This is a genomic window from Acinetobacter pullicarnis (assembly GCF_006352475.1).
GTDB lineage: Bacteria > Pseudomonadota > Gammaproteobacteria > Pseudomonadales > Moraxellaceae > Acinetobacter > Acinetobacter pullicarnis.
The window spans coordinates 742,007-768,494 of record NZ_VCMZ01000001.1; the positions used below are offsets into that span (position 1 = coordinate 742,007).

22 protein-coding genes are annotated in these 26,488 nt (G+C 42.7%); 11 read left to right on the forward strand and 11 right to left on the reverse strand.

Annotated elements, in window-relative coordinates:
* Positions 1-7: 7 nt before the first annotated feature.
* Positions 8-1,471 carry an efflux transporter outer membrane subunit gene (locus FD716_RS03115; protein WP_139850908.1) on the forward strand — a complete coding sequence of 488 codons (1,464 nt, stop codon included), beginning with the start codon at positions 8-10 and terminating at the stop codon, positions 1,469-1,471.
* Positions 1,472-1,510: 39 nt separating this feature from the next.
* Here the strand turns inward: FD716_RS03115 and FD716_RS03120 are convergent, their stop codons facing one another.
* Positions 1,511-2,419 carry a competence protein CoiA family protein gene (locus FD716_RS03120; RefSeq protein WP_139850909.1) on the reverse strand — a complete coding sequence of 303 codons (909 nt, stop codon included), beginning with the start codon at positions 2,417-2,419 and terminating at the stop codon, positions 1,511-1,513.
* Positions 2,420-2,523: 104 nt separating this feature from the next.
* Between FD716_RS03120 and FD716_RS03125 the strand changes: the two genes are divergently transcribed.
* Positions 2,524-3,534, forward strand: a complete 1,011-nt coding sequence (locus FD716_RS03125) for a hypothetical protein (RefSeq protein ID WP_139850910.1) — start codon at positions 2,524-2,526, stop codon at positions 3,532-3,534.
* Positions 3,535-3,700: 166 nt separating this feature from the next.
* On the opposite strand, the gene FD716_RS03130 is transcribed toward FD716_RS03125, so the two are convergent.
* Together FD716_RS03130 and FD716_RS03135 are read right to left on the reverse strand one after the other, a co-directional pair.
* A complete protein-coding gene (locus FD716_RS03130; protein ID WP_139850911.1) occupies positions 3,701-5,764 on the reverse strand; it encodes an OPT family oligopeptide transporter in 2,064 nt (687 codons plus the stop codon).
* Positions 5,765-6,181: 417 nt separating this feature from the next.
* Positions 6,182-6,958: a DeoR/GlpR family DNA-binding transcription regulator gene (locus tag FD716_RS03135; protein ID WP_139850912.1), complete on the reverse strand. Its 777-nt coding sequence runs from the start codon at positions 6,956-6,958 to the stop codon at positions 6,182-6,184.
* Between the two features lie 179 nt (positions 6,959-7,137).
* Here FD716_RS03135 and FD716_RS03140 point away from each other — a divergent pair, with 179 nt between their 5' ends.
* Positions 7,138-8,481 (forward strand): aspartate aminotransferase family protein, encoded by a 1,344-nt coding sequence (locus tag FD716_RS03140; protein ID WP_139850913.1) that lies wholly within the window; start codon positions 7,138-7,140, stop codon positions 8,479-8,481.
* 271 nt (positions 8,482-8,752) lie between these two features.
* Positions 8,753-9,733 carry an aliphatic sulfonate ABC transporter substrate-binding protein gene (locus tag FD716_RS03145; protein WP_407641862.1) on the forward strand — a complete coding sequence of 327 codons (981 nt, stop codon included), beginning with the start codon at positions 8,753-8,755 and terminating at the stop codon, positions 9,731-9,733.
* 447 nt (positions 9,734-10,180) lie between these two features.
* Here FD716_RS03145 and qhpR read toward each other — a convergent pair whose 3' ends face one another.
* Positions 10,181-11,221, reverse strand: coding sequence for an AraC-like transcriptional regulator QhpR (gene qhpR / locus FD716_RS03150; RefSeq protein ID WP_139850915.1), 1,041 nt, complete (start codon positions 11,219-11,221; stop codon positions 10,181-10,183).
* A 150-nt stretch (positions 11,222-11,371) separates the two neighbouring features.
* The gene (locus tag FD716_RS03155) at positions 11,372-12,373 is read right to left on the reverse strand and encodes a phosphotransferase enzyme family protein (protein WP_139850916.1); all 1,002 of its coding nucleotides are present in this window, start codon (positions 12,371-12,373) and stop codon (positions 11,372-11,374) included.
* Between the two features lie 179 nt (positions 12,374-12,552).
* Between FD716_RS03155 and eat the strand changes: the two genes are divergently transcribed.
* The gene (eat, locus tag FD716_RS03160; RefSeq protein WP_139850917.1) at positions 12,553-13,965 is read left to right on the forward strand and encodes an ethanolamine permease; all 1,413 of its coding nucleotides are present in this window, start codon (positions 12,553-12,555) and stop codon (positions 13,963-13,965) included.
* A gap of 98 nt (positions 13,966-14,063) precedes the next feature.
* On the opposite strand, the gene FD716_RS03165 is transcribed toward eat, so the two are convergent.
* Together FD716_RS03165 and FD716_RS03170 are read right to left on the reverse strand one after the other, a co-directional pair.
* On the reverse strand, positions 14,064-14,630 hold the full coding sequence (locus FD716_RS03165) for an HdeD family acid-resistance protein (protein WP_139850918.1): 567 nt from the start codon (positions 14,628-14,630) through the stop codon (positions 14,064-14,066).
* A gap of 338 nt (positions 14,631-14,968) precedes the next feature.
* Positions 14,969-15,946: a LysR family transcriptional regulator gene (locus FD716_RS03170; RefSeq protein ID WP_139850919.1), complete on the reverse strand. Its 978-nt coding sequence runs from the start codon at positions 15,944-15,946 to the stop codon at positions 14,969-14,971.
* Positions 15,947-16,058: 112 nt separating this feature from the next.
* On the opposite strand from FD716_RS03170, the gene FD716_RS03175 reads away from it, so the two are divergent.
* Together FD716_RS03175 and FD716_RS03180 are read left to right on the forward strand one after the other, a co-directional pair.
* The gene (locus FD716_RS03175) at positions 16,059-17,390 is read left to right on the forward strand and encodes an MFS transporter (RefSeq protein ID WP_139850920.1); all 1,332 of its coding nucleotides are present in this window, start codon (positions 16,059-16,061) and stop codon (positions 17,388-17,390) included.
* Between the two features lie 15 nt (positions 17,391-17,405).
* Positions 17,406-18,347 (forward strand): carbon-nitrogen hydrolase family protein, encoded by a 942-nt coding sequence (locus FD716_RS03180; RefSeq protein WP_139850921.1) that lies wholly within the window; start codon positions 17,406-17,408, stop codon positions 18,345-18,347.
* A gap of 114 nt (positions 18,348-18,461) precedes the next feature.
* Here the strand turns inward: FD716_RS03180 and FD716_RS03185 are convergent, their stop codons facing one another.
* Complete coding sequence (locus tag FD716_RS03185) at positions 18,462-19,664, reverse strand: MFS transporter (protein ID WP_139850922.1); 1,203 nt, start codon at positions 19,662-19,664, stop codon at positions 18,462-18,464.
* Positions 19,665-19,685: 21 nt separating this feature from the next.
* Positions 19,686-20,123: a RidA family protein gene (locus FD716_RS03190; protein WP_139850923.1), complete on the reverse strand. Its 438-nt coding sequence runs from the start codon at positions 20,121-20,123 to the stop codon at positions 19,686-19,688.
* Between the two features lie 69 nt (positions 20,124-20,192).
* Between FD716_RS03190 and soxR the strand changes: the two genes are divergently transcribed.
* On the forward strand, positions 20,193-20,693 hold the full coding sequence (gene soxR, locus FD716_RS03195) for a redox-sensitive transcriptional activator SoxR (protein WP_139850924.1): 501 nt from the start codon (positions 20,193-20,195) through the stop codon (positions 20,691-20,693).
* Here the strand turns inward: soxR and FD716_RS03200 are convergent.
* Both FD716_RS03200 and FD716_RS03205 read right to left on the reverse strand, forming a co-directional pair.
* A complete protein-coding gene (locus FD716_RS03200) occupies positions 20,673-21,581 on the reverse strand; it encodes an LD-carboxypeptidase (protein WP_139850925.1) in 909 nt (302 codons plus the stop codon). The genes soxR and FD716_RS03200 overlap by 21 nt on opposite strands.
* An 80-nt stretch (positions 21,582-21,661) precedes the next feature.
* The gene (locus tag FD716_RS03205) at positions 21,662-22,588 is read right to left on the reverse strand and encodes a DMT family transporter (RefSeq protein ID WP_139850926.1); all 927 of its coding nucleotides are present in this window, start codon (positions 22,586-22,588) and stop codon (positions 21,662-21,664) included.
* Positions 22,589-23,401: 813 nt separating this feature from the next.
* Here FD716_RS03205 and FD716_RS03210 point away from each other — a divergent pair.
* The 3 genes from FD716_RS03210 to FD716_RS03220 are packed head-to-tail and all read left to right on the forward strand — an operon-like array spanning position 23,402 to position 26,325.
* On the forward strand, positions 23,402-24,529 hold the full coding sequence (locus tag FD716_RS03210) for a Re/Si-specific NAD(P)(+) transhydrogenase subunit alpha (RefSeq protein ID WP_139850927.1): 1,128 nt from the start codon (positions 23,402-23,404) through the stop codon (positions 24,527-24,529).
* An 11-nt stretch (positions 24,530-24,540) separates the two neighbouring features.
* Entirely contained in the window at positions 24,541-24,855 is a 315-nt protein-coding gene (locus FD716_RS03215) for a proton-translocating transhydrogenase family protein (protein WP_139850928.1), read from the forward strand.
* 12 nt (positions 24,856-24,867) lie between these two features.
* Positions 24,868-26,325, forward strand: coding sequence for an NAD(P)(+) transhydrogenase (Re/Si-specific) subunit beta (locus FD716_RS03220; RefSeq protein ID WP_139850929.1), 1,458 nt, complete (start codon positions 24,868-24,870; stop codon positions 26,323-26,325).
* Positions 26,326-26,488 lie beyond the last annotated feature (163 nt).

Consider the following 26,488-nt stretch of genomic DNA (forward strand, 5'->3'; position numbering starts at 1 on the left):
ATTGCTCATGCAATATTTTATTCAAGCAACATTCTCTAAGGCCAGAGCGCTTGTAACGCGACGTTCAGTATTTGGCTTTGCTGTGTTGTTGGGGCTGAGTGGGTGTCAGATGATTAAACCAGCGCCGAAACCTCAAATCGCCATCGGTCAGCAGATTTCCAGTCCATCTCAATATGGCCTAGACATGAAGGATTGGGAAACGCAGGATTGGAAAATTGCTCAACCAAGCGCACATTTACCCAAAGGTGAATGGTGGCAGATTTTTCAGGATGCTCAGCTTAATCAATTGCTGACACAACTAAATCAGGGGAATGCCACGATTGCGCAATATGAGGCGCAATATCGGCAGGCTTTGTCGATGATTGATCAGGCAAAGGCCGCACGGTTACCAAGCGTGGCAGCAAATACCTCTATGACGCGTGGCAAAGCCCAACAAGCTGGCACGCTTTTGACCACAAACCAATATGATTTAAGTAGCATGGCCAGTTGGGAACCAGATCTTTGGGGGAAAATTCGACAAAATATTTTAGTCAATCAAAGCCAAGCCAAAGCCAGTGAAGCAGAACTGAATAATATGCGTTTGAGTATGCAGGCTCAATTGGTGAGTCGTTATTTACAGTGGGTCTTACAAAACTTTGAACTGCAATCAGAAAAAGAAAATATTGATAATTTAAAACGTGTTCTAAGCATGACCCAAAATCAATATCAGGCAGGCATTGTGGCCTCGACCACGGTCGATCAGGCGCAAAGCCAATATCACACGGCACTGGCCAGTTATTCAGATTTACAGCTTTCACAAATTCAACTGCAACATGCGATTGCGATGCTAATTGGACAACCACAAGATCAGTTTCAGCTCAAAGCGCTCACGCAATTGCCAACCTTACCGCAACTCCCAGCCAATATTCCGTCTCGTGTTTTACAGCAACGCCCTGATGTTGCAGCTGCAGCAGAAAATATGGCAGCAGCCAATGCGCAAGTTGGTGTTGCTCGGTTGGCATTTTTTCCTGATTTTAATCTTGTCGGTAGTATTGGTTATCAAAGTAGTCTTTGGCGTCAATTATTTAACGCACCAAATTTAATTTGGTCATTGGGGCCAAGTTTGGCAGCCACACTATTTGATGGTGGTCGGCGCCATGCACAAACTGAGCAAGCCAAAGCTGCATATGATGCCAGTGCCGCAGCCTATAAACAGACAGTATTAGCCGCCATTCAAAATGTCGAAGATAATATTGCAGCGCAATATCTGTTGTCGCGTGAAGCCAAGCAACAACAAGCTGCTTTGGATGCAGCGATACGGGCTGAAAAAACCACCATGAATCAATATAAAGCTGGCATCGTGGCCTATTTAAATGTGTTAACTGCGCAAAATACTCGGATTAGCGCGCAAAATGCGGTCTGGACGATACGTAATCGGCAGTACCAAACCACAGTGAGTTTGGTTACTGCGATGGGGGGAAAGTGGGATTGAGTTGATTGAAGTTTATCCAATACGATGCACTTATGTCATTCAGGATACAATTCTAGGTAGGGCAAGTTGATTGGAATGTATTTCTTGAAGCCTTTTGAGCACGGTTTCAGAGAATGGCTGCCAATAATTCCAAGACTTATATTTAGGGTTATATCTGCCACCTCCTTCATTACGCCACTGTCTTAACATTACAATAATTTTAGGGTTATAAGCAGCACAATTTACTGAAAGCATTCCGCTAGAAAATTTTCGGGCATGAACCCAAATGCCGTTGATTGTAAAACTATAGTTTTCCCATGATACCGGGGCTTTTGGATGAATAGAAATTTCACGGTTAGATACGGTTGATAGATATATTTCAGAGGTGATTGGACTGGTAATGACTGGTTTTATTATTTCAACAGGCAAAATCCATCGTTTATTACTCAAGTTTTCTAGAATAAAGCATTTGGCTTGATCACTGGGTAGTCTGATTTCAGTATTTAAAAAATCAGATAAATCTATTTCAAGTGTTTTTATATTTAAAGATTTGATTATTTTAAGCTTGTTTGCATCAATAAAGTGAGTCACAGCAATTTCAATAAAAATAGGTTCGTTATTGATATAGCCGATTAAGTCGGGGCGAATTTCACCTAAATTAAATTCAGGAATAATTTCATCAAATGCCCACCATTTTGATTCGATTTCTAGACTTGGTATTTGGGGTAGGCGCAAGCCCATTGACTCGATAATGACCTCCTTCGCATATTTATGTAAGACACTTTCAGGGTGAATTACACAACTTTCTTTATTATTTATATGTGCAAAATGATGCTCTTTAATCTCACCTTTGCGTGCTAAGACACTTTCACCACATTCAAAGCAAGTACAGTTACAAGCAAGACCACGAACTGTATTGTTAATATGGATTAGTTTTTTATTTTCATTTAAAGCAATGAGCATTGTCATTTTCTAATTCCTTTAGAAAGTTAATTTACGCACTGACTCTGCATGTGTTTTAATTTCCATAACACCGCATTTAGGGGTGGGATACGGGTATATGGAGTATCTAAATGATTGAAAATAAACTGCAAATTATTTTGAAATTAAAACAAGAATTAGCTGATTTCCCAAGGAATGGAAAAGCTTATGAATGCTTAAAAATCATGTGTGATGACTCAATCGACACATTGGAATCTAACAATGATGCAGAAGTTACTTTTACTCGATGGAAACTTAAAGCGAAATATTGCGGAATAAAAGTTGCGAACGAGACTGATCCTAAAGAACTGCAGAAGTGGATTGATGATAAAAAAATGAATATTCTACTCCGCCGGATCATCGAAGCCGAGCATCAACCTTTTCATGCATTGGGTTATATTCCGATTATTAAGACCAATGAAACCAAAGGCGGAAAAGGCAATGAAAAGTTGTATTGGCTTGATATTAAAGAACAGGAAATTGAACATTTCGATGAGACAGCCATATCTGAATATGATAAATCAGATGCGCTGATTAAAAAGCAGTTTGTGACTTATCATCGTAGTGCGCCATCAATGATTAAAATTTCTTGGCTTTATCAAATTTTTTTTAAAAAAGGGGAAATGAGAAATAGAAGCCTAAGTGGAATCTTTCTGATATTTGTAATTTTCTTATCATTAGTTTTTTGGTTACTGTATATGATAGTTATTGCTTTGATATTAGATCCACTGGGGAAAAACTTTACTTCATTCAATCTTATTATTTTACTACTTGTTATCTTTTCTACTTGGTTGTTGTGGAAATATCGCTTTATTCCTATTATGAATTTGCCTGAGCATCGAGTCATTAAAGCACCCTCAAACTTTTTGGCTTTTAGCGAATTAGATGCTGAGATTGAAATGTTTCGTGATAATGAAAAAAATCAAATCACAAGATTTACACGATTTACAGCAACATGCCCAATCTGCACGGCAGGTATTGTGTTAAGGGATGGAAAGCCAGATCAAAATGCACCACTTGTTGGCCGTTGTGTTGAAAGCCCTTTTTCACATGTTTATAGTTTTGATCGTATTACGATGAAAGGAAAGTATCTCGGAGCTTGAAATATATAGAGTTTTAGCAATTATACAAAATATAACGCAGACTCGACCTTGTTTAAAATGAACACTAAAGATGCATGAATGATCTCATTTTTATCTGCATACATCAGCTCTCCATTTTATTTGATTCATCCAACACTCCCTACATCAAGGGAGTGTTTTGATAAGCTCAATCACGCTTCAAACAGCGCACCATAAAAAATAGAATGGTGACACTAAAGACGAGGAAACCCAAGCTCTCTGCCATTAATCCCCATCGAGGTAGATCTAGCGCAAGCGGTGCATCTGAGCCCCCCATACTCAGTGAAATTACAATAATAATCGCTAGAATAACGCCCATTAAACTTTCACCCACAATCAGGCCAGCTGCGAATAAGGTGCTGCGTTGCTCCACCTTTTTAAGTCGCTGTTCAACATTGGGGGCTTTAGATTTTTTGACCTGAGACTGAATAAACCAAAATAAGCCAGCACCAATAACCAGTGGAATGTTGACTGTCGGGGGCAGATAAACTCCCATCCCAACCGCTAAAATAGGGAAGCTAAATTTGTCATGCGAAAAATACTTGAGTAAGCGGTCTAAAACAATTAAAGCAGCACCAATCGAGACCCCAAGCAGAATATATCCCCATTCTAAAGCATGAGAAAAAATCCCTTGGGATAGGGTGGTCATTAACAAGGCTTGTGGTGCTGCGAGTGCCAGTTGTGGATTCATATCGGGACGGGGCATTGCACCACTAAAGCCATAAGCGTGATAGAGCAAGTCAAGTATGGGCGCGATGACCAATGCACCCACGACGCAACCAATGATTAAGGCAATTTGTTGTCGGGCTGGCGTAGCATGAATGAGATACCCGGTTTTTAAATCTTGTAAATTGTCATTCGATATTGTGGCAATTGCCAATACGGCTGTGGTTCCAAATAAGGTCAGTGCCGTTAAGAAATGTCGGCCATCTTCCGTGGTGGTGAGACCTTGACTGTTTCCAATCAACAGAAAAATGATCGCGAAGAGCAATACCGCTAAAATACCAATCCCCGAAATTGGACTAGATGAAGAGCCAACCAATCCGGCCATATAGCCGCAAGCAGCAGCAACCAAAAAGCCAATCACTAAGGTCAGTATGGTGACAACCAGAACCAGCCCCCAAGCCAGTGCAGCATTGAGGTTGCTTGCTGCAATAAAGCTATAGAATGTTGCAACTAAAATCAGGGCCATTGCGATGCTAATCCATAACATCAGACGAGGACTGAGGTCTCGTTGTGCTCTGTTTTGCGGTTGTTGACTGTTTTTATTGGAGTAGGCTGCAATTGAAAGGCGAACACCTTCAAACATCGGTTTAACCAAGCTCAGTAAAGTCCAAATCGCAGCAATCCCAATGACACCAACTCCCATCATGCGGACTTTCTGCGTCCAAATTTGCTGGGCAAAAGTAATCATATCTAAATTGTCGGGTTGTGGAGAAAGACTTGAAAAGATAGGGACGGCGATCCCCCAAGCGAGAATGACCCCCGATAGAATAGCCACCCCTGCGGCAATGCCAATCAGAGAACCCGCACCCAGTAACGCCAAGGAAAAACCAAGTGGAATTTGAAAAATACCAGACCCCATTTTGAACCAAAAACTACTGCTGTCTGCAATCACGCGAAGACCACCGCTGAGAAAGCTGACAAAAGCAGCCAGCACGCCCGCATAGACAATGTCATTGGCTTGGCTTTTGTCTTGATTGTCATCTTCATTTTGGATGACTTCACCCTGTTGATTGGCAACAATACCTATAGCACCAGTTTTTAAAATTTCGGCAGCAGCAATACCTTCAGGATAGGGAAGCGTACTATTTACGACCATCACCTGTCGGAGTGGGATGGTAAAAATAACCCCTAAAATACCACCACTCATACAGATCAGTGTGGTTTGCCAAAATGGAAATGACTGCCAATAACCAAGCATGAGTAAACCAGGAATAATAAAAACCACCGAAGACAAGGTACCTGCGGCTGAAGCTTGGGTCTGCACCATATTGTTTTCTAAGATATTAGAATCTTTAAAAAACTTTAAAACGGCCATGGCCAATACAGCCGCGGGAATTGAAGACGCAAAAGTCAGACCGACTTTTAATCCCAAATAGACATTAGATGCGGTAAATAAAATCGTAATAATGATGCCAAGTAAAATGCCACGTAGTGTTAATTCTTTATAGGCATGATAAGGGTCAATATAATGTGCTGCATCCCTCATTAAAGTATCCTTTAATCAGATTCCTCTCAGATAGATCGTGTTGGTCATCATGAGAGTGAATTATTTATTATGTAATGTTGAATATGTTTGTTTCTAAAACCCAAAACGAAAACTTTAAATGAGGCAAGATACCGATTTTTAGAATAAAAGTATTCAATTAAAATAATGTGCTTTGGCTGTATTTATACGTCAGGCCAAGCCAAGCAATGGTTAATTTTTTGTTAATTCAAGCAGCAGATTTCAGCTGAAATCGCATGCTGTGTAAATAAGATGTAAAAGTTCAATTTCAGCTTGGTTTTTAGGAGGATGCACGCATTTTTCTAAATACTGATTTACCAATACAGTGATAAAACCAGCGCGCTACAAAATCTAAAGCACTTTGAAAAACCATTTCAAATAGCAGCCTCTATTGCGGCATTAAACCAGAATGACTTTCTGTAATTGCTTGCGATAATTGTCGATATCGACGCGAGCTTGGGCAGCTTGGTCGGTGATGAGGATCGAGATCTCTTGTTTTTTGGCATAACGTACACGACTGACCACATCTAATTTACTGTGATCGGCCATCAAAATCAGTTGCTGGCTATGTTTCATCATGGCAGCAGCAATACAAGCCTCTTCACTGTAAAAACTACTGGCACCTTGTTCGGCAGAAACACCAACAGCAGAAAGTAGTGCAACATCCGCTTGATAACGCTCAATTTCAGCAATAACTAAATCGCCTTGGGTTTGTGGACGGTGCTGAATACGACCACCCAATAAAATAATCTCGTGCTGCAAGGGATCCGATTCATTGGCCATGCTGAGGTTGAGTACCACTTGTAAGCTATTGGTGATAATGGTTAAACCCGATAGGGTGCGCAGTTCTTCAGCCAAAATGGAAGTGGTGCTACCCGCATCAATAAATACCGTTTGTCCTGTTTTTAAGTGCTGTAGGGCTGCACGGGCAATTGCTCTTTTCTCTTTGGTTTGCTGAGCATAACGAACATTAAGCGGTGCTTCTGTTGCCACATCCTCAATGCTTACAATCCCGCCGTGTACGCGTCTTGCCAGTCCCATCGCATCCAATTCGATGATGTCACGACGCGCAGTTTCACGTGAAGTATTGAGTTCATTCATAATCCTTTCAGTGGTTAAGCGTTGCACACGACTCAACAATGCTTGGATACGGTGCAAACGTTCTTGCTGCAACATGCGGATCATTCCTGAACAAAATCAATAGCGCGATACTAGCGCTAATGACAAGGAAAGTGAACATAAATGTGTATAAAAAAGTATTTGTGTATTTTGTTGCATTTAAAAAAAGAGCAGATTATGATTATTGGACAAGGAACTCACATCATTCAAGGTAGATGAAATCTGAGGAGTCAAACATGGTCACACGTTCCACCATCATGGATACCAATAGCTTCCGTGAAGAACATGCAGCAGCATTAGACACAGAAACACGCAAGCTCACGGACAAACGGAGCAAGGTTTTAGGGGAATCTTATCGTTTGTTTTATCGCAATCCGATCCACTTAGTGAAAGGTGAAGGGCAATACCTGTGGGATGCTGCAGGCAATCAATATTTAGATGTGTATAACAACGTGGCGAGTATTGGGCATTGTCATCCTGCTGTGGTTGATGCTGTGAATGCACAGATGAAAATGCTGAACACCCACACCCGTTATTTACATGAAGGTATTTTAGATTATAGCGAACAACTTTTAGCCACCGCACCAGATGAAATTGACCGTGCGATGTTCATGTGCACAGGCTCAGAAGCCAATGACCTTGCGATTCGAATTGCACGCAGTTATAGCGGTGGAACGGGCATTATTGTGTCGCAGGAAGCCTATCATGGCACCAGCGATTTAACCTCAGGATGTTCACCCGCACTGGGTTCAGGGCAACCACTGCCTGCAACCACACGTTTGGTACCTGCACCCGATGCCTATCGTATTGAAACCGATGACTTAGGTGATTGGTTTGCCAATCAAATTCAACAGCAAATTGATGATATGAATGCCAATGGGATTAAATTCGCAGGCTTTTTGGCAGATTCGATTTTCTCCTCAGATGGGGTAATGCCAAATCCAGTCGGCTTTTTGAAAAAAGCGGTTGATGTGGTGCATGCCAATGGCGGGATTTTTATTGCCGATGAAGTACAGCCTGGTTTTGCCCGAACGGGTGATTCATTTTGGGGCTTTGGTCGTCATGGCGTGATTCCAGATGTGATTACCACAGGTAAGCCGATGGGCAATGGAATTCCAGTCTCTGGACTCTTGGCGAAAAGTGATGTGCTCGCCAGCTTTAGTGATCACATTCCTTACTTTAATACCTTTGGTGGCAACCCCGTGGCGATGGCCGCTGCACAAGCGGTGCTCAATGTCATTAAAGAAGAAGAGTTACAAGCACATAGCCAGAAAGTCGGTGCACAGTTACAAGCTGAACTTCGCAAGTTAATGGAGAAACATGACTGTATTGGTGATGTGCGCGGTGCAGGTTTATTCATTGGCTTTGAGCTGGTAACTGATCGGCATAGCAAACAACCCAATAAAGCTTTGGCGCTCAATTTAATTGAAGAATTACGTAATACGCATCGGGTCCTCACTTCTGTGGCTGGGCCTTATGGCAATGTCTTAAAACTACGTCCACCGTTGGCTTTTCAAGAAAAAGATATTGATTGGCTGGTCGGTGCTTTGGACCAGTCGTTAACTGCATTGAAGGCATAACGCTTAACCTTTAATCCATAAAGTTTAACTTTTGCTCTTTGGCTCACGATGCCACATCGTGGGCTTTTTTTCGTTTTCGACTCCCTCTCCCTTTGGGATGAGGGCAGGGGAGAGGGGGACATGCTCGTGTGATGGAGGGGCTCAGGAGAGGGAGCTTTAAATTAATTGTAGGATCCTAAGATTTTGATATATGGATATAAAATCTAAAGATTTTTCAAATAAATAAACTTGCTATACGTTGTAAATCAAATCATTTTCAAGAGTATCTCAAGTGAAATCTCTTATTGCACTACGGTTATTCATTGTGTTTGGATTGAGTCTGGCACTTTTTGCTTGTGCCAAGACACCCAATCCAGAACCGCAAAAACAGCTGGAAGCACCACTTGCAAGCTTATCAATTGGCTATCAAAAAGCGGCACTTAAGCTGATTGTTGCCAAGAAGAACCATTTTTTTGAACAGGAATTTGCCAATGCCAAAGTGGCGTGGAAAGAATTTCCAGCAGGGCCACAGACGCTAGAAGCCTTGTCCGTTGGCGCCATTGATTTTGGTTATACCGGTGACGCACCGATTATTTTTGCACTGGCTGCAGGAAAAGGTTTGCAATATTTAGCTTCCGAGTCTTCATCCAAACAGGCACATGCACTGTTGGTTCCACCAGAGAGCACGATTAAAAATATTGCCGCATTAAAAGGCAAACGTATTGCAGTTACCAAAGGTTCAAGTGCCCATAATTTTTTGGCAGAAACATTGAAAAAGGCCAACTTAACTTGGGATGATATTCAACCGATTTGGCTCAGCCCAGCGGATGCACGTGCTGCACTCGATAAAAAAGCGGTGGATGCTTGGGCAATTTGGGAACCCTACATCAGTGCAACTGAACTGAATGGCAGTGCCAATAACATCTTTGATTCGACTGAATTATCGGATACCTATGCATTCTATTCAGCGCAGCCGAAATTTATACAGCAACATCCGGAAAGTGCAGCAAAAGTGATTCAGGTGCTGAATAAAACAGATCAGTGGATTGATGCACACCCCCAAGAAACGGCACAGATTTTAGCGGAGAGTACCGGTATCGATTTGGCGGTCGCGGAAAAGGTGATAAGCAAAAAACCGAAGCCGAGTACGGTTCAAATTTTAACGCCTGAGGTGTTGACCTCACAGCAGCATATTGCCGACTTGTTTTATCAATTAAAACTGATTCCGACCCAAGTGACGGTGAATACTGCGGCGTGGGATGGAAAAAACTAAACTTGATTGGTAAAAATGACTCTCTCTGGGATGAAATAAGTAAAAAAACTGAATATCATCTTTGGGATGAGATAAGAAAAAACTCTCTCCCTTTGACATAGGTATCTACACAAATATTTAAGAAATGTATTTAGTCGAAAGACGTAATTTATTTGAGCTTAATACAAGGTATTTAAGTCCTGTTTAGATTCGGAATTTAGGGCTGAGTGTAAATTTCATTGAATTTTAGAAATCCCCAATCTCCCCTAACCCCTCTTTTCCAAAGAGGGGAACTTCCATTAAATATCATACTGAGTTTGATACACAACGCTCCTTCCTTAGAAAAATGGATGAGCAGCGCTGCTGCGCAAGGGATGGATTACTTTGGATTGTAAACAGCATATCAAAAGATGTGTAGATACCTATGCCCTTTGGGATGAGGGCTGGGGAGAGGGTTGCGATTGTACTCTAATGCCTAAACTGTCGTGGATTGACCCCGAACCAGCGTTTAAATGCTCGAGAAAATGCACTGACTTCTGAGTAGCCCAACAGAAAGGCCATTTCAGAAATGGGAATATTTTTTTGTTTAATATAATAGTCTGCCAGTTCACAACGTACCGCTTCGACCAAGGCGCTGTAATTTAAACCTTCGGCTTTAAGTCTACGGGTGAGAACGCAACTGGTAAAACCTAAATCACTGGCGATTTTTTCTAAATGAGGTTCGCCATCCGCCAGCTCAATTTGAATATGGGAACGGACTTGATCGCTTAAGCTTTGCAGCGGAGTAGCGACATTGAGCAAATGTAAAGTATCGAGCATGACCTTGAACAGCATTGAATCGTGCATAGGCATGCTGCATTGCAAATCTTTTTTAAGTAAGACGATTGAATTATAAGGTTGTTCAAAAAATACTGGTGCATTAAATAATTTACTGTGTTCTTGCCAAAACTCAGGCCGAGTATGTTCAAAGTGAATTTCACGTGGGGAATAATGCTGGCCTAACATTTCACGAATAACATTCATGAATATTCCGATGGTGAATTCTGCATCTTGGCGACGGGTTAAGATGGCGCCATGTTGAATTTGATAGTCAATGCGCCAACATTCACCAAGATCGAGCATGCGGGTCATGGTATCTTTTTGATGTAAATGAAAGTAGTTGGCCATATTTTTGAGGGCGCTTTCTAAATCGGGGGAGCAAAGTGCAATATAGCCAATCAGTCCCAATGACTTAGGTTGAAACTGTTGACCATAGTAGAGCCCAAAGTTGTCACAGCCAGATTGTTCCGCTGCGTATTCAAGGACTTTACAGTAGTTAGGTAAATGCAAACTCAGCGTAGGGCTAAGTAAGCGTTCGGGATTGATGCCGCTACTGCCAAAAACACGGTCAACATCGGCACCTTGTTGAATAATAAAATCACTCAAACCCGATGCAGCTGCGGACAATACCCCTTGGTTACTCATATTGGTTACTTCACCAATCAATTGAGTTGAATGGATATGGATCATGAGAAATCCCTTTGTTGTTATAATTTAATATTTAGAGCAAAATGCATACCAGCTTTTTAATTAATTCCTTTAAAAGCACGTCCTTGTGCATCTACTCCATGAATATAAATTAAATTTTATGAAGCCTGAAATCGGCTTGACCATCCAATGTTATACACCAACTGGCATTTGGTTCGCCAAGTATTTTTTACATAAGCGTACCGTTTCATTTGACCATTGATCACCTAAACTCAGTGCCATTTCGGTGCTGGCATGTGATCCATTCCATGCCATGATTTGAATCCGACGTTGCATAATAAAGGTGGGAATAAGTGCATATTCGGCATCACTAATATGGCCGATGCGCTCATAGCCTTTGAGCCAATGCTCAACCCATTCTGGTGCAGCCGCATGATGTTCATTAAAGCTAATCGCAGCGGCCAAATCATGCATAAACCAGCTCATGCCGCAGTCATCAAAATCAATCACACCAATGCGTTCATTATTGAGCAGTAAATTGGTTAAACGCAGGTCTGCGTGGATTAAACCATAGCGATCTGCGCCTTGACCAAAATCATCGAGCTTGGCTTTGATAATGCCCAGTGTCTCATCAATAATGCGGTGATCTTGGGGATTTAAATGTGGTGCATGCTGCCAGTTGCCCCAGTGTCCGTCAGACCCAACCATGGTCTGGTGATTCCACACGATGCGTTTAAAATGTGCAGGTGGTTGCCATTGCTTACTATGTTGATGTAATCGCCCCGTAATTTGTCCCAATTGCTGAAATGCCGCTGGACTCACATCGACGGTGGGCATTTCACCATCCACCCAATTAAACAGCACCGCATAGCGCTGGGTGTTTTCATCTAAATTTAAGCAGAGTACGCGTTGTCCCTGTTGTGCAGGAATGGCTTGGGGGACTGCAATACCATTGCTATTGAGTGCATCGAGCCATGCTAATTCACTTTCAATGTCTTGCTTGGAGTGGTAATGCGGACGATGAATCCGCAGTGCATAACGCGCTTGCGGGGTACGAATAATAAAGGTCGCATTTTCAGACTGGCACAATAAACGAATATCGCCTTGATAGGCATTTGAATAGAAGGTCATCGCCTGGCTAGCCAGTTGTAAGAGCTGGTTATGGCTTAAATATTCATTTTGTTCAACTGACATAAAATTCTCCTTCCTTAGATTTTTGTCTGGCATGTGGATTGCCCTGACTCGATCTTATAAAAGAAAAAATCATGGAACTTGACTTCAAATGATCTGGAAGCATTTTAAGGTCAAGTCTTCCGCTTTATTTTTACGCAAGATGGAATTCATAAATAAGCAGACAGGGTGGTTGCGATAAAATGAAACAATCTGAATTGAATGTGGAACATTCTGTAAGTGAAGAAGAATATTTTGCTAAACGCACGTTAAAAAAAGGCGCGGTAGGCTGGCTACTCTTGGTTGGGCTTGGCATTTCATATGTGATCTCGGGTGATTTTGCGGGCTGGAACTTTGGACTGGCTCAAGGCGGTTGGGGCGGTATGTTTATCGCGACGGTGATCGTGGCGTTCATGTATTTGTGTATGAGTTTGGCGATGTCAGAAATGTCGACCATGTTGCCCACGGCTGGCGGTGGTTATAGCTTTGCGCGGGTTGCATTTGGGCCTTTTGGGGGGTATCTGACGGGGACTGCAATCCTGATTGAATATGCGATTGCACCTGCTGCCATCGCTGTTTTTATTGGTGCTTATTGCGAATCTTTATTTGGCGTGGGTGGTTGGCTAATCTATTTAATTTGTTATTTGGTGTTTATGGGACTGCATTTAAAAGGCGCAGGCGAAGCATTAAAGATCATGTTTGTAATTACCTCGGTGGCCTGTATCGCATTACTGGTTTTTATTATTGCGATGATTCCGCATTTTAATAGCCAAAATCTATTTAATATTGCTGCGGGAAATAATGTCGGTGCCAGTGCCTTTTTGCCTTTTGGTTATATTGGTATTTGGGCAGCAGTGCCTTATGCGATTTGGTTTTTCTTGGCGGTTGAAGGGGTTCCTTTGGCAGCCGAAGAAGTTAAAGATCCGGTGCGTGCCTTACCACGAGGCTTGATTGGTGCCATGCTTATTTTAGCGGCTTTTGCCTTATTGATTTTATTTTTAAGTGCGGGCGCTGCAGGTGCGGACTTACTCAAAAACTCAGGAGCACCATTGGTTGATGCCTTAAAAGCAGTGTATGGACAAAATACTTGGCTGGCTAGTTTTGTGAATTTCGTTGGTTTAGCTGGTTTGATTGCCAGTTTCTTTTCGATTATTTATGCTTATTCGCGACAAATTTTTGCCTTATCTCGTGCTGGTTATTTACCGAAAAGTTTATCGCTGACCAATGCCAATAAAGCACCAGCATTGGCGATTATTGTCCCGGGCATTGTTGGGTTTTTATTGTCACTCAGTGGTGAGGGAGATTTACTGATTTTGATGGCGGTCTTTGGTGCGACGATTTCTTATGTGTTGATGATGCTGTCGCATATCAAACTGCGCTTATCTCGTCCTGATTTAGCCCGTCCGTATAAAACACCGGGTGGGATTGTGACTTCAATTATTGCCTTGATTTTAGCTGCGATTGCTGTGGTGGCCGGTTTGATGGTAAATCCTAAAATATGGTTAATTGCCGCAATAATTTATATCGTGTTTATCTTATATTTTATTTTTTATAGTCGGCATCATTTGGTGAAGGGCACACCTGAACAAGAGTTTGCTCGTATTGATGATGAATAATGTCAGTCATACTGCATGAAAGTGCAGTGTTATGTGTCGCTGGCGATGAATACGATTCCATCATCGCCAGCGACGCGCCCAATAAGCAATAACGTCAATTAGTCTGCTGAGCTTTTGGGTACTTCACGTCGAATATAAGAAGCCAGTCTTAAATAGTTAATGCCTTGGAAGAGAATATCCATTGCCAAGAATAAGCCCAATACCCAAAATGGTGCATCTGGCGTTTGCATAATAATAATACCAGTGACGAAGGTTAATATGCCGGAGAATAATGACCAACCCCAACCTTCAATACGGTATAACAGCGCACCCAGTGTACGCAAAATACCAGAGATAATCAGAAAAATTGCCAAGATTGCGGTGAGGACAATGGCCGCTTGTACTGGGGTCGCCCAAACATAATAACCCGCGATAATATATAAGATGCTAGACAGTGCCCAGAGCCAACGATAGCCCCCTTCAAAAAATTTAAATGCGGCGATAAAGGTAAAAACACCACCAAACATCATTAGTCCACCGAGGATTAATACGGCGGTTAAGGTTGCAAAAGGCAAAGAGATGAACATGACAAGACCAAATAAGGTCAGCAAAGTTCCTAAGGCTAAATACCATTTCCGATTTTCATGCAGTTGATGGCGAACTAAATCATTTCCTACTGTTTTCATAATTTTTCTCAAGTCTTACTTTGGAATCATGTGGTTATATCATGAACATAGGCATAACTTGGTTATATCGTTGATTGATGTTGTTATCATTTCTTTGTCGGAGATGTTATTTACTTGATATTTTCTTAATTTAATGCCAAGTAAATAAAGAGTAATATTGGATGTGTGTATTCTTTATCTTTGAATGAGCATATTCATTTATCTTGCGTTTGGGCTGAAGGATATTGAGTGCGATGTTGTAGGTCGGCTAGTATCGTGCTTCATTTTCAATATTATATTTTTACCTATAGGTCGATTATTTTTTTTAAATTATTTTTAGTAATTTAAGTAAAGTTGACTTATAGGTGAATTTGCGTATGTACTCGAAGTTCTGTTCGAATATCTGTTGTGATTTCTAAAATAAAGTTTCTTAGCCATTGGATACGTGAATCTTGCTTATTCTCAACATTCCAAATCATCTGAACGGTAAAAGAGGGTGCCAAGTGCAAGGGCACAGGATTGACGCGAATTTTACTGTTATTTTCAGCAAAAAGTTCGGCGCCATAAGTCGGCATGGTCACGATTAAATCCGTACCAATAATGGAATTGATTGCGGTCGAAAAATTAAAAAAAGTAGCTTTAACTTTACGTTTATAACCTTCTGCTTCAAAGAATTCATCTAAGAATCCGACACGACCACCGTCAAAAATCACCCGTGCATGTGGCGCATAAACATAGCCTTCAAAGTGCATTGCTTGCTTAAGTTGATAGACATCATTGTCATAAACACATGAATATGAAGATGAAAATAAATCTGCTGCCTGATACTGCGAACTCATACTTTTGGGATTTGAGCAGATCACCAGATCTGCATCATCTTCGGTAAAGCGCTTTAACCAAAAATGGCTATTGGTCTGTAAAAAAACAAAGTTAACCGCCAAGGAGCGTTTTTGCGCTTCACTTATGATTTTTTGGGCTAAAAGGCATTCAACATCATCGGTTAAGCCAATTCGAAAGGTCTCTTTTGTGCTTTCAGGTGAGAAGTCATTTTCTTGGGTTACCCGAATAATCAGGTCTGAAATACTCTTCAGCGCTTCATTGATAATGGGGGATATTTCAACTGCTTTATCCGTAGGATTCATGCCATGTGATGTGCGGATAAAAAGCTCGTCTTGGAAGATGACGCGTAGCTTGCGCAGTGAAGCGCTGACCGCACTTTGAGTGAGGAACAGTGACTTTGCTGCACGGGTGACACTGCGCTCAATCATCAAGGCTTGAAAGGCAACCAATAGGTTCAGGTCGATGCGGCTGATATTACTGAGATTACTATAAGTCATTTTTATATTTCATTTGCCTATTAAATTCAAATATCTACACTCAATTTGAGCACTAAACAAGCATGCTCATATCCTAGATATTGATATCAATCATAACAGGGGAACTTTGTGTATGGATGCACAAGATACACCATCTTTCAGGGATGCAGCGGGAAAACCTTCCCAATCAAAGAGAAAATTAACCACGAAACAAGCGGTTGCCGTTGGTATTGGCAACTTCATGGAATGGTTCGATTTTGCAATTTATGGCTATTTTGCCGCAGTCATCGGAATGGTTTTTTTCCCATCGGATGAGCCCGGCATATCATTGCTGTCTTCATTGGCTGTGTTTGCAGTCGGCTTTATTGCACGACCATTCGGTGCCTTGGTTTTAGGGCCTTTAGGCGATAAGTTTGGTCGAAAATTTGTATTAATGGTCACTGTTTTTGGCATGGGGGTTTTTACCACCCTCATCGGGCTATTACCTGGCTATGCCGTACTTGGAATTATGGCACCGATCATTCTAATTATTTTGCGTTTTTTACAAGGCATGATGGTTGGTGGAGAGTGGTCGAGTGCGGGTATTTTTCTGTTGGAAAGTGCCGATGATGACCGACGTGCCCGAGCGGCCAGTTTAATTACCTGTACCGCAGGGATTGCCTTTTTAATGGGTACGGCAACGGCAGCAGTGTTGAACTCGGTACTGACTGACGAACAAGTGATGAATTGGGGCTGGCGGATTCCATTTGTGCTTTCAATCGGGATGACTTTTTTAGCAATTTTTATTCGCCGTCGTTTAGAAGACACCCCAATCTACATGGAGTTGCAGCAGCGTAAGGCAGAAAACAACATTCCTGTTATTCCGTTTCAGAGCAAAATGCGCTCTTTTATTATTGCATTTTCATTCTCTGCTTTATTTGGTGTTTCACTTTATTACTTCATCACCTATGCGACGAATCACCTTGTGAACGTGGTGCATTTACCGAAGATCACGGCACTTTGGATCTGTAGTTTGGCATTGTTGATCTATTGTTTTATGCATCCTTTTGTTGGACGTATGGTCGATAAAGTCGGGCGTCGTAAACCATTGTTATGGACAGCAGCAGGTTTAACGCTGTCTGCATATCCTATTTTTCTGATGTGGAACACTGGCAATAGCTTTCTTATTTTAGTCTCGTTGCTGCTGCTTGGTTTCTTCGTCTGTAATGCCGCTGTGCTAAATGTAGTTCTTTTGGTTGAAGTTTTCCCAGCTTCAATTCGCTCAACTGGTGCGGCATTGGGCCATAACATTGCTTCTGCGGTGCTTGCCGGCCCCGGTCCTTTCATTGCGGTGGCACTGATTCAATGGACTGGAAATCCCAATATCCCTTCAGCTTATTTGGCCGGTGTTTCGATCTGCTGTTTTCTCATTTTATTTTTTATGTTGCCTGAAACCAAAGGCAAAGATTTGTTGAGCGATGAATAATCAAGGAGTATCACCATGACAAAAGTTGTTGTAATTCAAGCTGCATCCTTTCCTTTTGAAGCAATGAAAAGTATTGATAAAGCATGTGAAATTCTAAAAAAAGTAGCCAGTAATGGTGCCAAGATTGCTGTTTTTCCCGAAGCCTTTATTGGGGGTTATCCAAAGGGCAGTCATTTTGGCAGCGTGGTTGGAAATCGTTCCATGGATGGACGCAAACTGTATCAAAAATATGTGGAAGGTGCGGTGAGTCTAGATGGCCCAGAAATGGCAAGACTGGCCAAAGCCGTTACTGAAACGGGGGTGCATACGGTCATTGGCATCATCGAAAAATATGGTCGTACTTTGTACTGTACTTGTGTGACTTTGGCACCAGAAACCGGTGTTGCAGGTATCCATCGTAAACTGATGCCAACAGGACAAGAACGTTTGATTTGGGGTTTTGGCGATGGTTCAACCATTGAAACTGTCGATAGCCCTTATGGTCGAATTGGCAGTGTGATCTGTTGGGAAAATTATATGCCGGCATTAAGACAAGCGATGTATGCACAAGGAACTGAGATTTACTGTGCACCGACTGCAGATGACCGTAAAACTTGGGCCAGTTCAATGATTCATATTGCAGTTGAAGGTCGGGTGTTTGTGCTGTCATCGTGTCAGGTGACCAAACTTTCTGATTATCCTGATTATTTTCAAGAACAATTTATTATGAAAGATCATCAGGAGGATGACTACCTGATGCATGGCGGCAGCATGATCGTAAATCCATATGGGGAAGTGCTGGCAGGGCCTGTTTATGATGAAGAAGTTGAACTTTATGCGGATATAGATTTAAGCATGATTCAACAAACCAATCTTGATTATGATGTCTGTGGGCATTATTCACGTCCCGATGTTTTTAACCTACAGGTGGATACAGCCCCGAAAAGCGCAGTCGAGTTTTTAAACGCGACGAATTAAGCTAAAACGAAAGTTTGTATCGCAATAAAAAATGCTGAGCAGCACATGCTCAGCATTTTTGTTTTAGTATTTTTAGCTTCGGATTTTTGTTTTCATAACGGTGTTGCCAATGACTTAACCTTCAGCCTTGGCAGTTAAAAATTTACTTTGATAATGATGGTCAAGCAAAGTAAACAATGCAGCACCGCCCACGAGTGCCAGTCCAACACTACAGGTCATGATCCAACCACCATGATGCCATGCATAGACCCCAAGCGCTGAACCACAGGCGCCACCAGCAAAGTAAAAGGTCATATAAATGGAGTTAATCCGTGACTTTGCACTGGGATGTAAGCGAAAAATAATATTTTGATTACTGGTATGCACCAACACCAAAGCCAAGCTGATCAGGCCATAACCCAAGATATAGCTAATTAGGGATTGGCCACCGAAATATAGAAAAACCCAACTGATTACAAAGGTCAGGATACCGAGCCAAGTCAGGATTTGAGTATGCCCACGGTCGGCAAGTTTACCGATTTTCGTGGTGGCTAAAGCGCCAAAGACCCCAATCAGCGTCACTACCCCAATAAATACATCGGAGAGATTAAAGGGCGATGAAGTCAGCAGCACCGCGATGGTTGAGAACAGAATACTCATGGCAGCAAAGCAGAAGGCGCCAATCAGGGCGCGATAAACTAAGCGTCGCTCACTCAGCATCAGACGTGCCATGGATTGAAATATTTCCAGATAATTCATTTGGGACGTGGCAACTTGAGGAAGTTTGGCGCTTAACAGATAGGCCAAGATCAGCATCAAGACCGCACTCACCATATAAATCACTTTCCAGTTAAAGAGGTTCGACAATAATCCCGATAAACTGGTGGACAGCAATAAGCCAACCAACAAACCACTCATCAGAAAGCCAACCACTTCACCGGTTTTTTCTGGTCGGGTAGCAATAGCCGCCAATGGAATCAATACTTGAGCTGCAACTGAAAACAATCCAACGATAATGGTGCCCACCCAAAGCATGGGTAAATTGACTGCAAAAGTGCAGATCAATAAACCGACCGCGGCAAAGAACATCAAGATCGGAATAAATTTGGTTTTATTGACGATATCGCCAACAGGCACAATAAACAGGAGGCCGAGTGCATAGGATACTTGCGCAAAAGTGACGGTCAATGCGGCTTGAGATTCGGATACTGCAAAGTACTGTTGAATAGAGTGGATTAGTGGTTGGCAATAATAGTTCGCGCCAGCGCAGAGCCCACAGGCAATCGCCATTAACCAAAGCAATGATTTATTGTGCGTAATATCGTATACAGGGGACATCGAACTTCCAGATTAAACGCCTTATAAGCAATAGGCGGTTGCTTCAATTGCAATCAGCATGTCGGGTAAAGCTAAGCAGGGAACGGGAATCAGGCTACAGCTTGGAAAAGGCTGGTTTTCCCATAGCTGCTGCATAACCTGTGTTACAGCTTGATATTTATTGGCATCATATTCAACCACATAAATGCGTAACACTGCGAGGTCGAGAATTGTAGCATCGACCTCTTTTAAAACGAATAGTATATTTTCAAAAGCATATTGCACTTGTTCTTGAAAATCGGGGGGAATTTCACCTTGACGGTTTTTTCGACCTTGTTCAGATAGATGCACCACCCGCAGAAAATGGCGTACTTCTACGGCATGACCATGTGCTAAGGGCGAAGCCGCTGCCGATGTATGGGGCGTGGGGTTAATAAAGGCAAAGGACGGGATGTGCTGATGCTGCGAGACAAAATTCATTGTGTGACGCTTGAGGAAATGAGGTTGTGTTAGTATCAAAGCTCAAGTTAGGTTGAGGTCAAGCGGTTTATGTCAGAAAAAGATGCGCATCAGTGGATCAGTATTGGAGAGCTGTCACAACGAAGTGGGGTCAGTGTTTCTGCAATTCGGTTCTATGAAGAAAAGCAGATGATTTCAAGTACCCGCACCCAAGGCAATCAACGACGTTATCAACGGGGGATGTTGCGCCGAATTGCGATTATTAAAGTCGCGCAACAGGTGGGGATTAGCTTACAGCATATTAAAGATGCCTTGGCCGTACTGCCCAGTAATCGTATGGCCAGCAGTAGTGATTGGAAAAAAATGTCAGAAAAATGGCAAGCCGATCTGGATCAGCAAATCATTGGCTTGCTCAGATTGCGTCAGCAGTTAGATAAATGTATAGGCTGTGGTTGCCTGTCTTTAAAACAATGTCCGCTGCGCAATCCGAATGACAAGTTTGCCGAAGAATCCAATGGCACCCATTTTCAGGACTTGCTCACCCAAATCATCGATCAAAAGCTTGTTGGCCTATTCGATGAAGAGCTGTAATTGCTCAATACGCCCCATTTTCCCAATCCAAAAAGGTCGGTTATGTGCACCATGACCGAAGCTTTGAGATTGATACAGTGGAATCTGTAATGGATCGAGATGTTCGGCAAAAATCTGTGGCAAATCATGGGGAACATTTTTTTGTGGGCATTGGTAGAAATCACCCATGACTACGGCATTGATTTGGTTAACATCAATACTTTGTAAAAGCTGATTGAGGCTGCGTTCAAGGCGATAAAACGGTTCACCGACATCCTCAAGCAGTAACAGGCTTGGTTCCGTGAGTTTTAACGCATTTGCTGTACCTTGTAGGGTACATAATACGGTTAAGTTGCCCCCTAACACTTTGCCGCTTAAGCCCTTGTCGTGTAAGGCGTATGCCTGTTGCGCAATCGAATTCACTGGTTGTAGATCATAAGCATGGCGTTGTGCGGTATTTGCGTTTTGGGCAGTGTTTGCATCTAGCAGGCGAATGACCTCAAGTGCATCTGCGGAAATAGGATTGTGCGCTAAATTTTTGCAGGCGATTTCTTGAAAGACCGGTGCATGCAGAGCTTGACCACCGTGCATGGCCACATAGTTGAGTAAAACGGTACTGTCCGAATAACCAATAATCGGTTTGTTGAGCATCCAGTCGCCCAAATACGGCAGCAGTTGTGATGCACCTGTGCCCCCACGCGCACACCAAATCGCATCAATGTCGGGGTCAAGACAGGCTTGCTTTAAATCGGCAATGCGTTGCTCGACAGAACCGGCCAAATAACGATATTGTGCCATCACATGTTCAGCCAAAGTGACTTGATGAGCTAAGCCTTGTAAATGTGTTTGCGCCAGCAGAATTTGTTCTGGCTCAACGCAGCTGCTTGGAGAAACAATTTGAAAGTGCATATAAAGTCCATTGATGATGAAGACGATCTATTAATCGACGAAATAAGTTGCATTGGTTATGCATAAATAATCAATAAATTCTAATGTTTAAGTTTGTTTTTTGACAGGCTAATCATCAATATTCCAACAATATTCAGCAGACAGCCGAGCCATTGTATGGCATTTAATTGCTCACCTAAAAAAGCCACCGCCAATAAAATGGTGAGAATAGGACCAACCGAGGCAATCATTGCCGATTGTGATGCACCGATGCGTTGAATCCCTTGCATCAGTAAAATTGTCGGCAGCACTGTGACCAAGACCCCAAGTCCCACCCCATAGCCAATCACGGACATGGGCAATTGCATGATCAGTGCGATCGGTTGTGGAGTCGCCAGCAGATAATGTACTAAGGTTCCGACACAGGCAACACTTAAGGCGAGTCCAGTAAAATTCCACGAGCCAAATTTATGAATCAGCCGTGGAGTGAGCAATAAATAACTGGCAAAGGCAACAGCACTGGCAAAGACCAAACTGGCACCTAACCAAAAGTGACTTTGTTGTGGTGCGCTGTTTTGTTCTTGCAGCATCACCAAGACCGTACCGCCATAGCTCAATACAATGGCAAAGAGGGTTTTAGTGGTCAGTTTCTGTTTATAAATAACACTTGATGCCAAAACCGTTAACGTCGGATAAAGAAATAAGATAATCCGTTCTAATGATGCACTGATATACATCAAACCAATAAAGTCGAGCCAGCTGGCAAAGTAGTAGCCAATGAGTCCAGCAAGAATTAAGAGTGCCCAGTCGCGTTTTGCAATGCCTTGATTATTGCGTCTAAACAGCCAGCAGATCAGCAAAAAGAACGGCAAAGCACTGGCCATGCGGAGTGCCATCAGTAATGTTGCATCGACAGTACTTGAGATCGCATAGGCTTGTTTAATGAAAATCGCTTTACTGCTAAATAGAAATGCGGCACCAATGGCACATAACGATCCCAGTTGCTGTTGCGTTAAGCTCGGTTTCATGGCTGGATTTCTTGGCGTCTGGGGATGACAACGGGCCTTAGTATAAAAGTCATCTGTCTAAAAGTGAAAGCACAGTTTGACTTTCTGATTAGATCGGTCGATGAGGAATCTATTGTTGCATGTGAACGCTTCAAAATAGTGCGTTTTTTGATTGAAACGGCATAATTTGTATCTACTATCACGGGCTAAAATGACAAAGCATATTTTTTATAAATATTTTACTGAATCATTTGGGCAGATTGGCTGATTTTATGGCGATGCTATTGCACATCAATTTGAGACGAGATAGGCCATGCGATTTGCAATGAAATAAAGGCATCGATATTGCTTCTTGAGTCGCTGCGGGTTTGTGTTTTTTCTGTTCAGGGGCAGTGAGCAAACTCGAAATTTCAGTTTATCCGATCTCTTCGATTTCCGGTGTAGCAATCTTAAACGGGTATAGAATCTAATCTGTGCTGTTTTGAAGGTGCAGTGGAGCGGCAAGGTGCACTGCTCAGTCGCTTGGTTTGATCGTTATAAAGTAGTCTGAGATTTGAGCGCTGATGCGACGAACGAGATGCAGCACTGGACGATGATGAAACATCGAACAAAGTGTGTGCAAATTCAAGTTTTAGCCAAGCAAAACCGGTGAATATTAGCTGAAGTCGATAAATTAATGAATCATCAGTTCAAAATGTGCCCATTTATTAAATAAATAGTGGGTAGTAATTTCAAATGGTTCAATTAAAATCCAAAAATTCAGAACAACGCATCCTGGGGGAACATTGCATTTTGCAATGTTGACTTGAAGAAACAATAGCTTGAGGAATGCTCATGCAGATCGGAATTCCAACCGAAACCATTATCGGTGAAAATCGTGTCGCTGCTACACCAGAGACCGTAAAGAAATTGATCAGCGCTGGTCATGATGTCGTCATTCAACGTGGAGCTGGTGTTAAAGCCGCGTATATTGACAGTGCATATGAACAGGTCGGCGCAAAAATTACGGAAGATGCTTATTGCGGTAGCCAAATTATTTTGAAGGTTCGTGCGCCTAAAGGTGACGAGATTCAAAAGCTTGCCTCAGGCACAACCGTTGTTGCCATGTTTGATCCTTATCGTAATACAGAACTTGAGCAATTTGCTGCGCAACAAGTGTCTGCATTTGCTTTGGAGCTGCTGCCACGGACCTTATCTCGTGCACAGAACATGGATGTCTTATCTTCACAAGCCAACCTCGCTGGTTATAAGTCGGTCTTGCTTGCTGCCGGTGCTTATCAGCGCATGTTCCCGATGTTAATGACTGCTGCAGGTACGGTAAAACCGGCACGTGTGGTGATTATGGGGGTAGGTGTTGCAGGCTTACAGGCAATTGCAACGGCTAAACGTCTCGGTGCTGTGGTTGAAGCCACGGACTTGCGTCCAACTGCACGCGATCAAGTTGAATCTCTGGGTGGTAAATGGTTAGACGTTCCGATGTCTGATGAAGAAAAACAAAAAGCAGCCGATGCCGCCAAAAATGGCTATGGCTGGATGCCAGGTGAACAATACATTCAAGATCAGGCTGTTATCGTCGATAAAGCGGTATCGAATGCCGATATTGTGATTACCACAGCGTTGTTGCCAGGCCGTGATGCACCCCGTTTAATCAAAGCAGAAACCGTGGCCAAAATGAAACCCGGTTCAATCATCCTCGATATGGCGGTTGAAAGTGGCGGTAATGTGGAAGGTTCACAGTGCGGTGAAAATGTGGTGACAGCAAATGGCGTGACCATTTTAGGCATACCGAATATTCCATCGACGTTGTCGACAGAAGCTTCAGCATTGTATGCACGTAACGTTTTTAATTTCGTTGAGACTTTATTTGATGAGAGCAAAACATTTGCTATCAATCAAAGTGATGAAATTCAAAAAGCCCTATTGGTTACGCATGCCGGCGAAGTGCTGTTGAAGCGTGGTTAAGGAGAGAGCTCATGGTTGAAACTATTACAATTTTCGTCTTATCCATTTTTGTGGGTTATTACGTGGTTTGGGGTGTAACGCCAGCCTTGCATACGCCTTTAATGGCAGTGACCAATGCCTTGTCCTCAATTATTGTGGTCGGTGCGATGTTGCAAACAGTCGGTATGCCGGTATTGGGTTTAGAAGGTCATGTGGCCTTTCAAAGCATTAATGTAATCAGTGTGCTTGGCGCGGTTGCGGTGTTCTTGGCAAGTATTAATATTTTTGGTGGTTTCGCAGTGACAGCACGTATGCTGGAAATGTTTAAGCCTAAGCAAAAGAAATAAGAGGGCATTGCCATGGAATTTATTCAAGAAAATGCAAATTGGTTGTACCTGGTTGGGGCCATCCTCTTTATCCTTACGTTACGTGGCTTATCTGGGCCAAAGACAGCGATTCAAGGCAATCGTTACGGCATGATTGCAATGGCAATCGCGGTTGTCACCACTTTTTTTGTCGCGAATAATCCAGTCATTTGGATGATTGGTGGCGCAATGGTACTGGGTGCAGTGGTCGGTATTGCACGTGCACGCACTGTTCCAATGACACAAATGCCTGAAACTGTGGCGCTGATGCATTCATTGGTCGGCTTGGCTGCGGTATTAATTGCGATTGCTGCAATTTTGCATAACAACCAATTGACAGCATTGTTTGCACAAGATGGTATTGCGCTTGCCGCAGCTGGAATTGAGCCAACACACATGAGCAAAATTCATTTATTTGAATTGTTTGTCGGGTGTTTTGTTGGGGCAATTACCTTTACTGCATCGGTATTTGCTTATGGCAAGCTGGCTGCAAAAAAATGGGCCAAAACTATTTCTGGTGCATGGGTTAAACCAGTTCAAGCGCTTATCTTTGCTGCAATGTTGGTCTGTGGAATCTTGTTCTTCACCACCAGCAACATGCAAGCATTTTGGGCAATGACAGTACTTGCACTGATCTTGGGTTGGGTTTGGATTGCACCCGTCGGTGGCGGTGATATGCCCGTGGTGGTGTCGCTGTTGAACTCATTCTCAGGTTGGGCCGCAGCAGGTATTGGTTTCACGCTTGAAAACAATATGTTGATTGTGGCAGGTTCGTTGGTCGGTTCTTCTGGTGCGATTCTGTCTTACATTATGTGTAAAGCGATGAACCGTTCGATCCTCAATGTCTTGTTTGGTGGTGCCATGGGCGGTAATGCCGTTGCTGCAACGGCAAATACTGGCGATCAGGTACAACGTAACTATCGCTCAGGTTCTGCCGATGACGCGGGCTTCCTAATGTCAAATGCCGACAGCGTGGTGATTGTGCCGGGTTATGGGATGGCACAAGGTCGTGCACAGAATGCGGTGAAAGAACTTGCCAATCTATTGAAAGAGCAAGGGGTGACTGTACGTTTTGCCATTCACCCAGTGGCAGGTCGTATGCCTGGGCACATGAACGTACTTTTGGCTGAAGCAGATGTCCCTTATGATGATATTTTGGAAATGGATGAGATTAACTCAGACTTTCCAGCGACAGATGTGGTGCTGGTGATTGGTGCCAATGATGTGGTTAACCCATCCGCCAAAGATGATCCTAGCTCACCGATTTATGGTATGCCGATCCTTGAAGCGCATAAGGCACGAACCATTATGGTGATCAAACGTTCGATGGCAACCGGTTATGCTGGTCTAGATAATGATTTGTTCTATAACGATAAAACCATGATGATCTTTGGTGATGCCAAAAAAGTGGTTGAAGATATGACCAAAGCGATTAATGGCTCAGGTCACTAATTAAGCGACATTGATTGAAGACCACCCTCGGGTGGTCTTTTTAGTTAAACTACATAAAATAAAAATAAAAGCACAGAATGTATATAAGTTTGTTGATTTTCTCTAAATGAATGGTTTAGTCTGCACTCCTAGAGGCTGCTGAGTTTTTGAGTGAAATTTAATT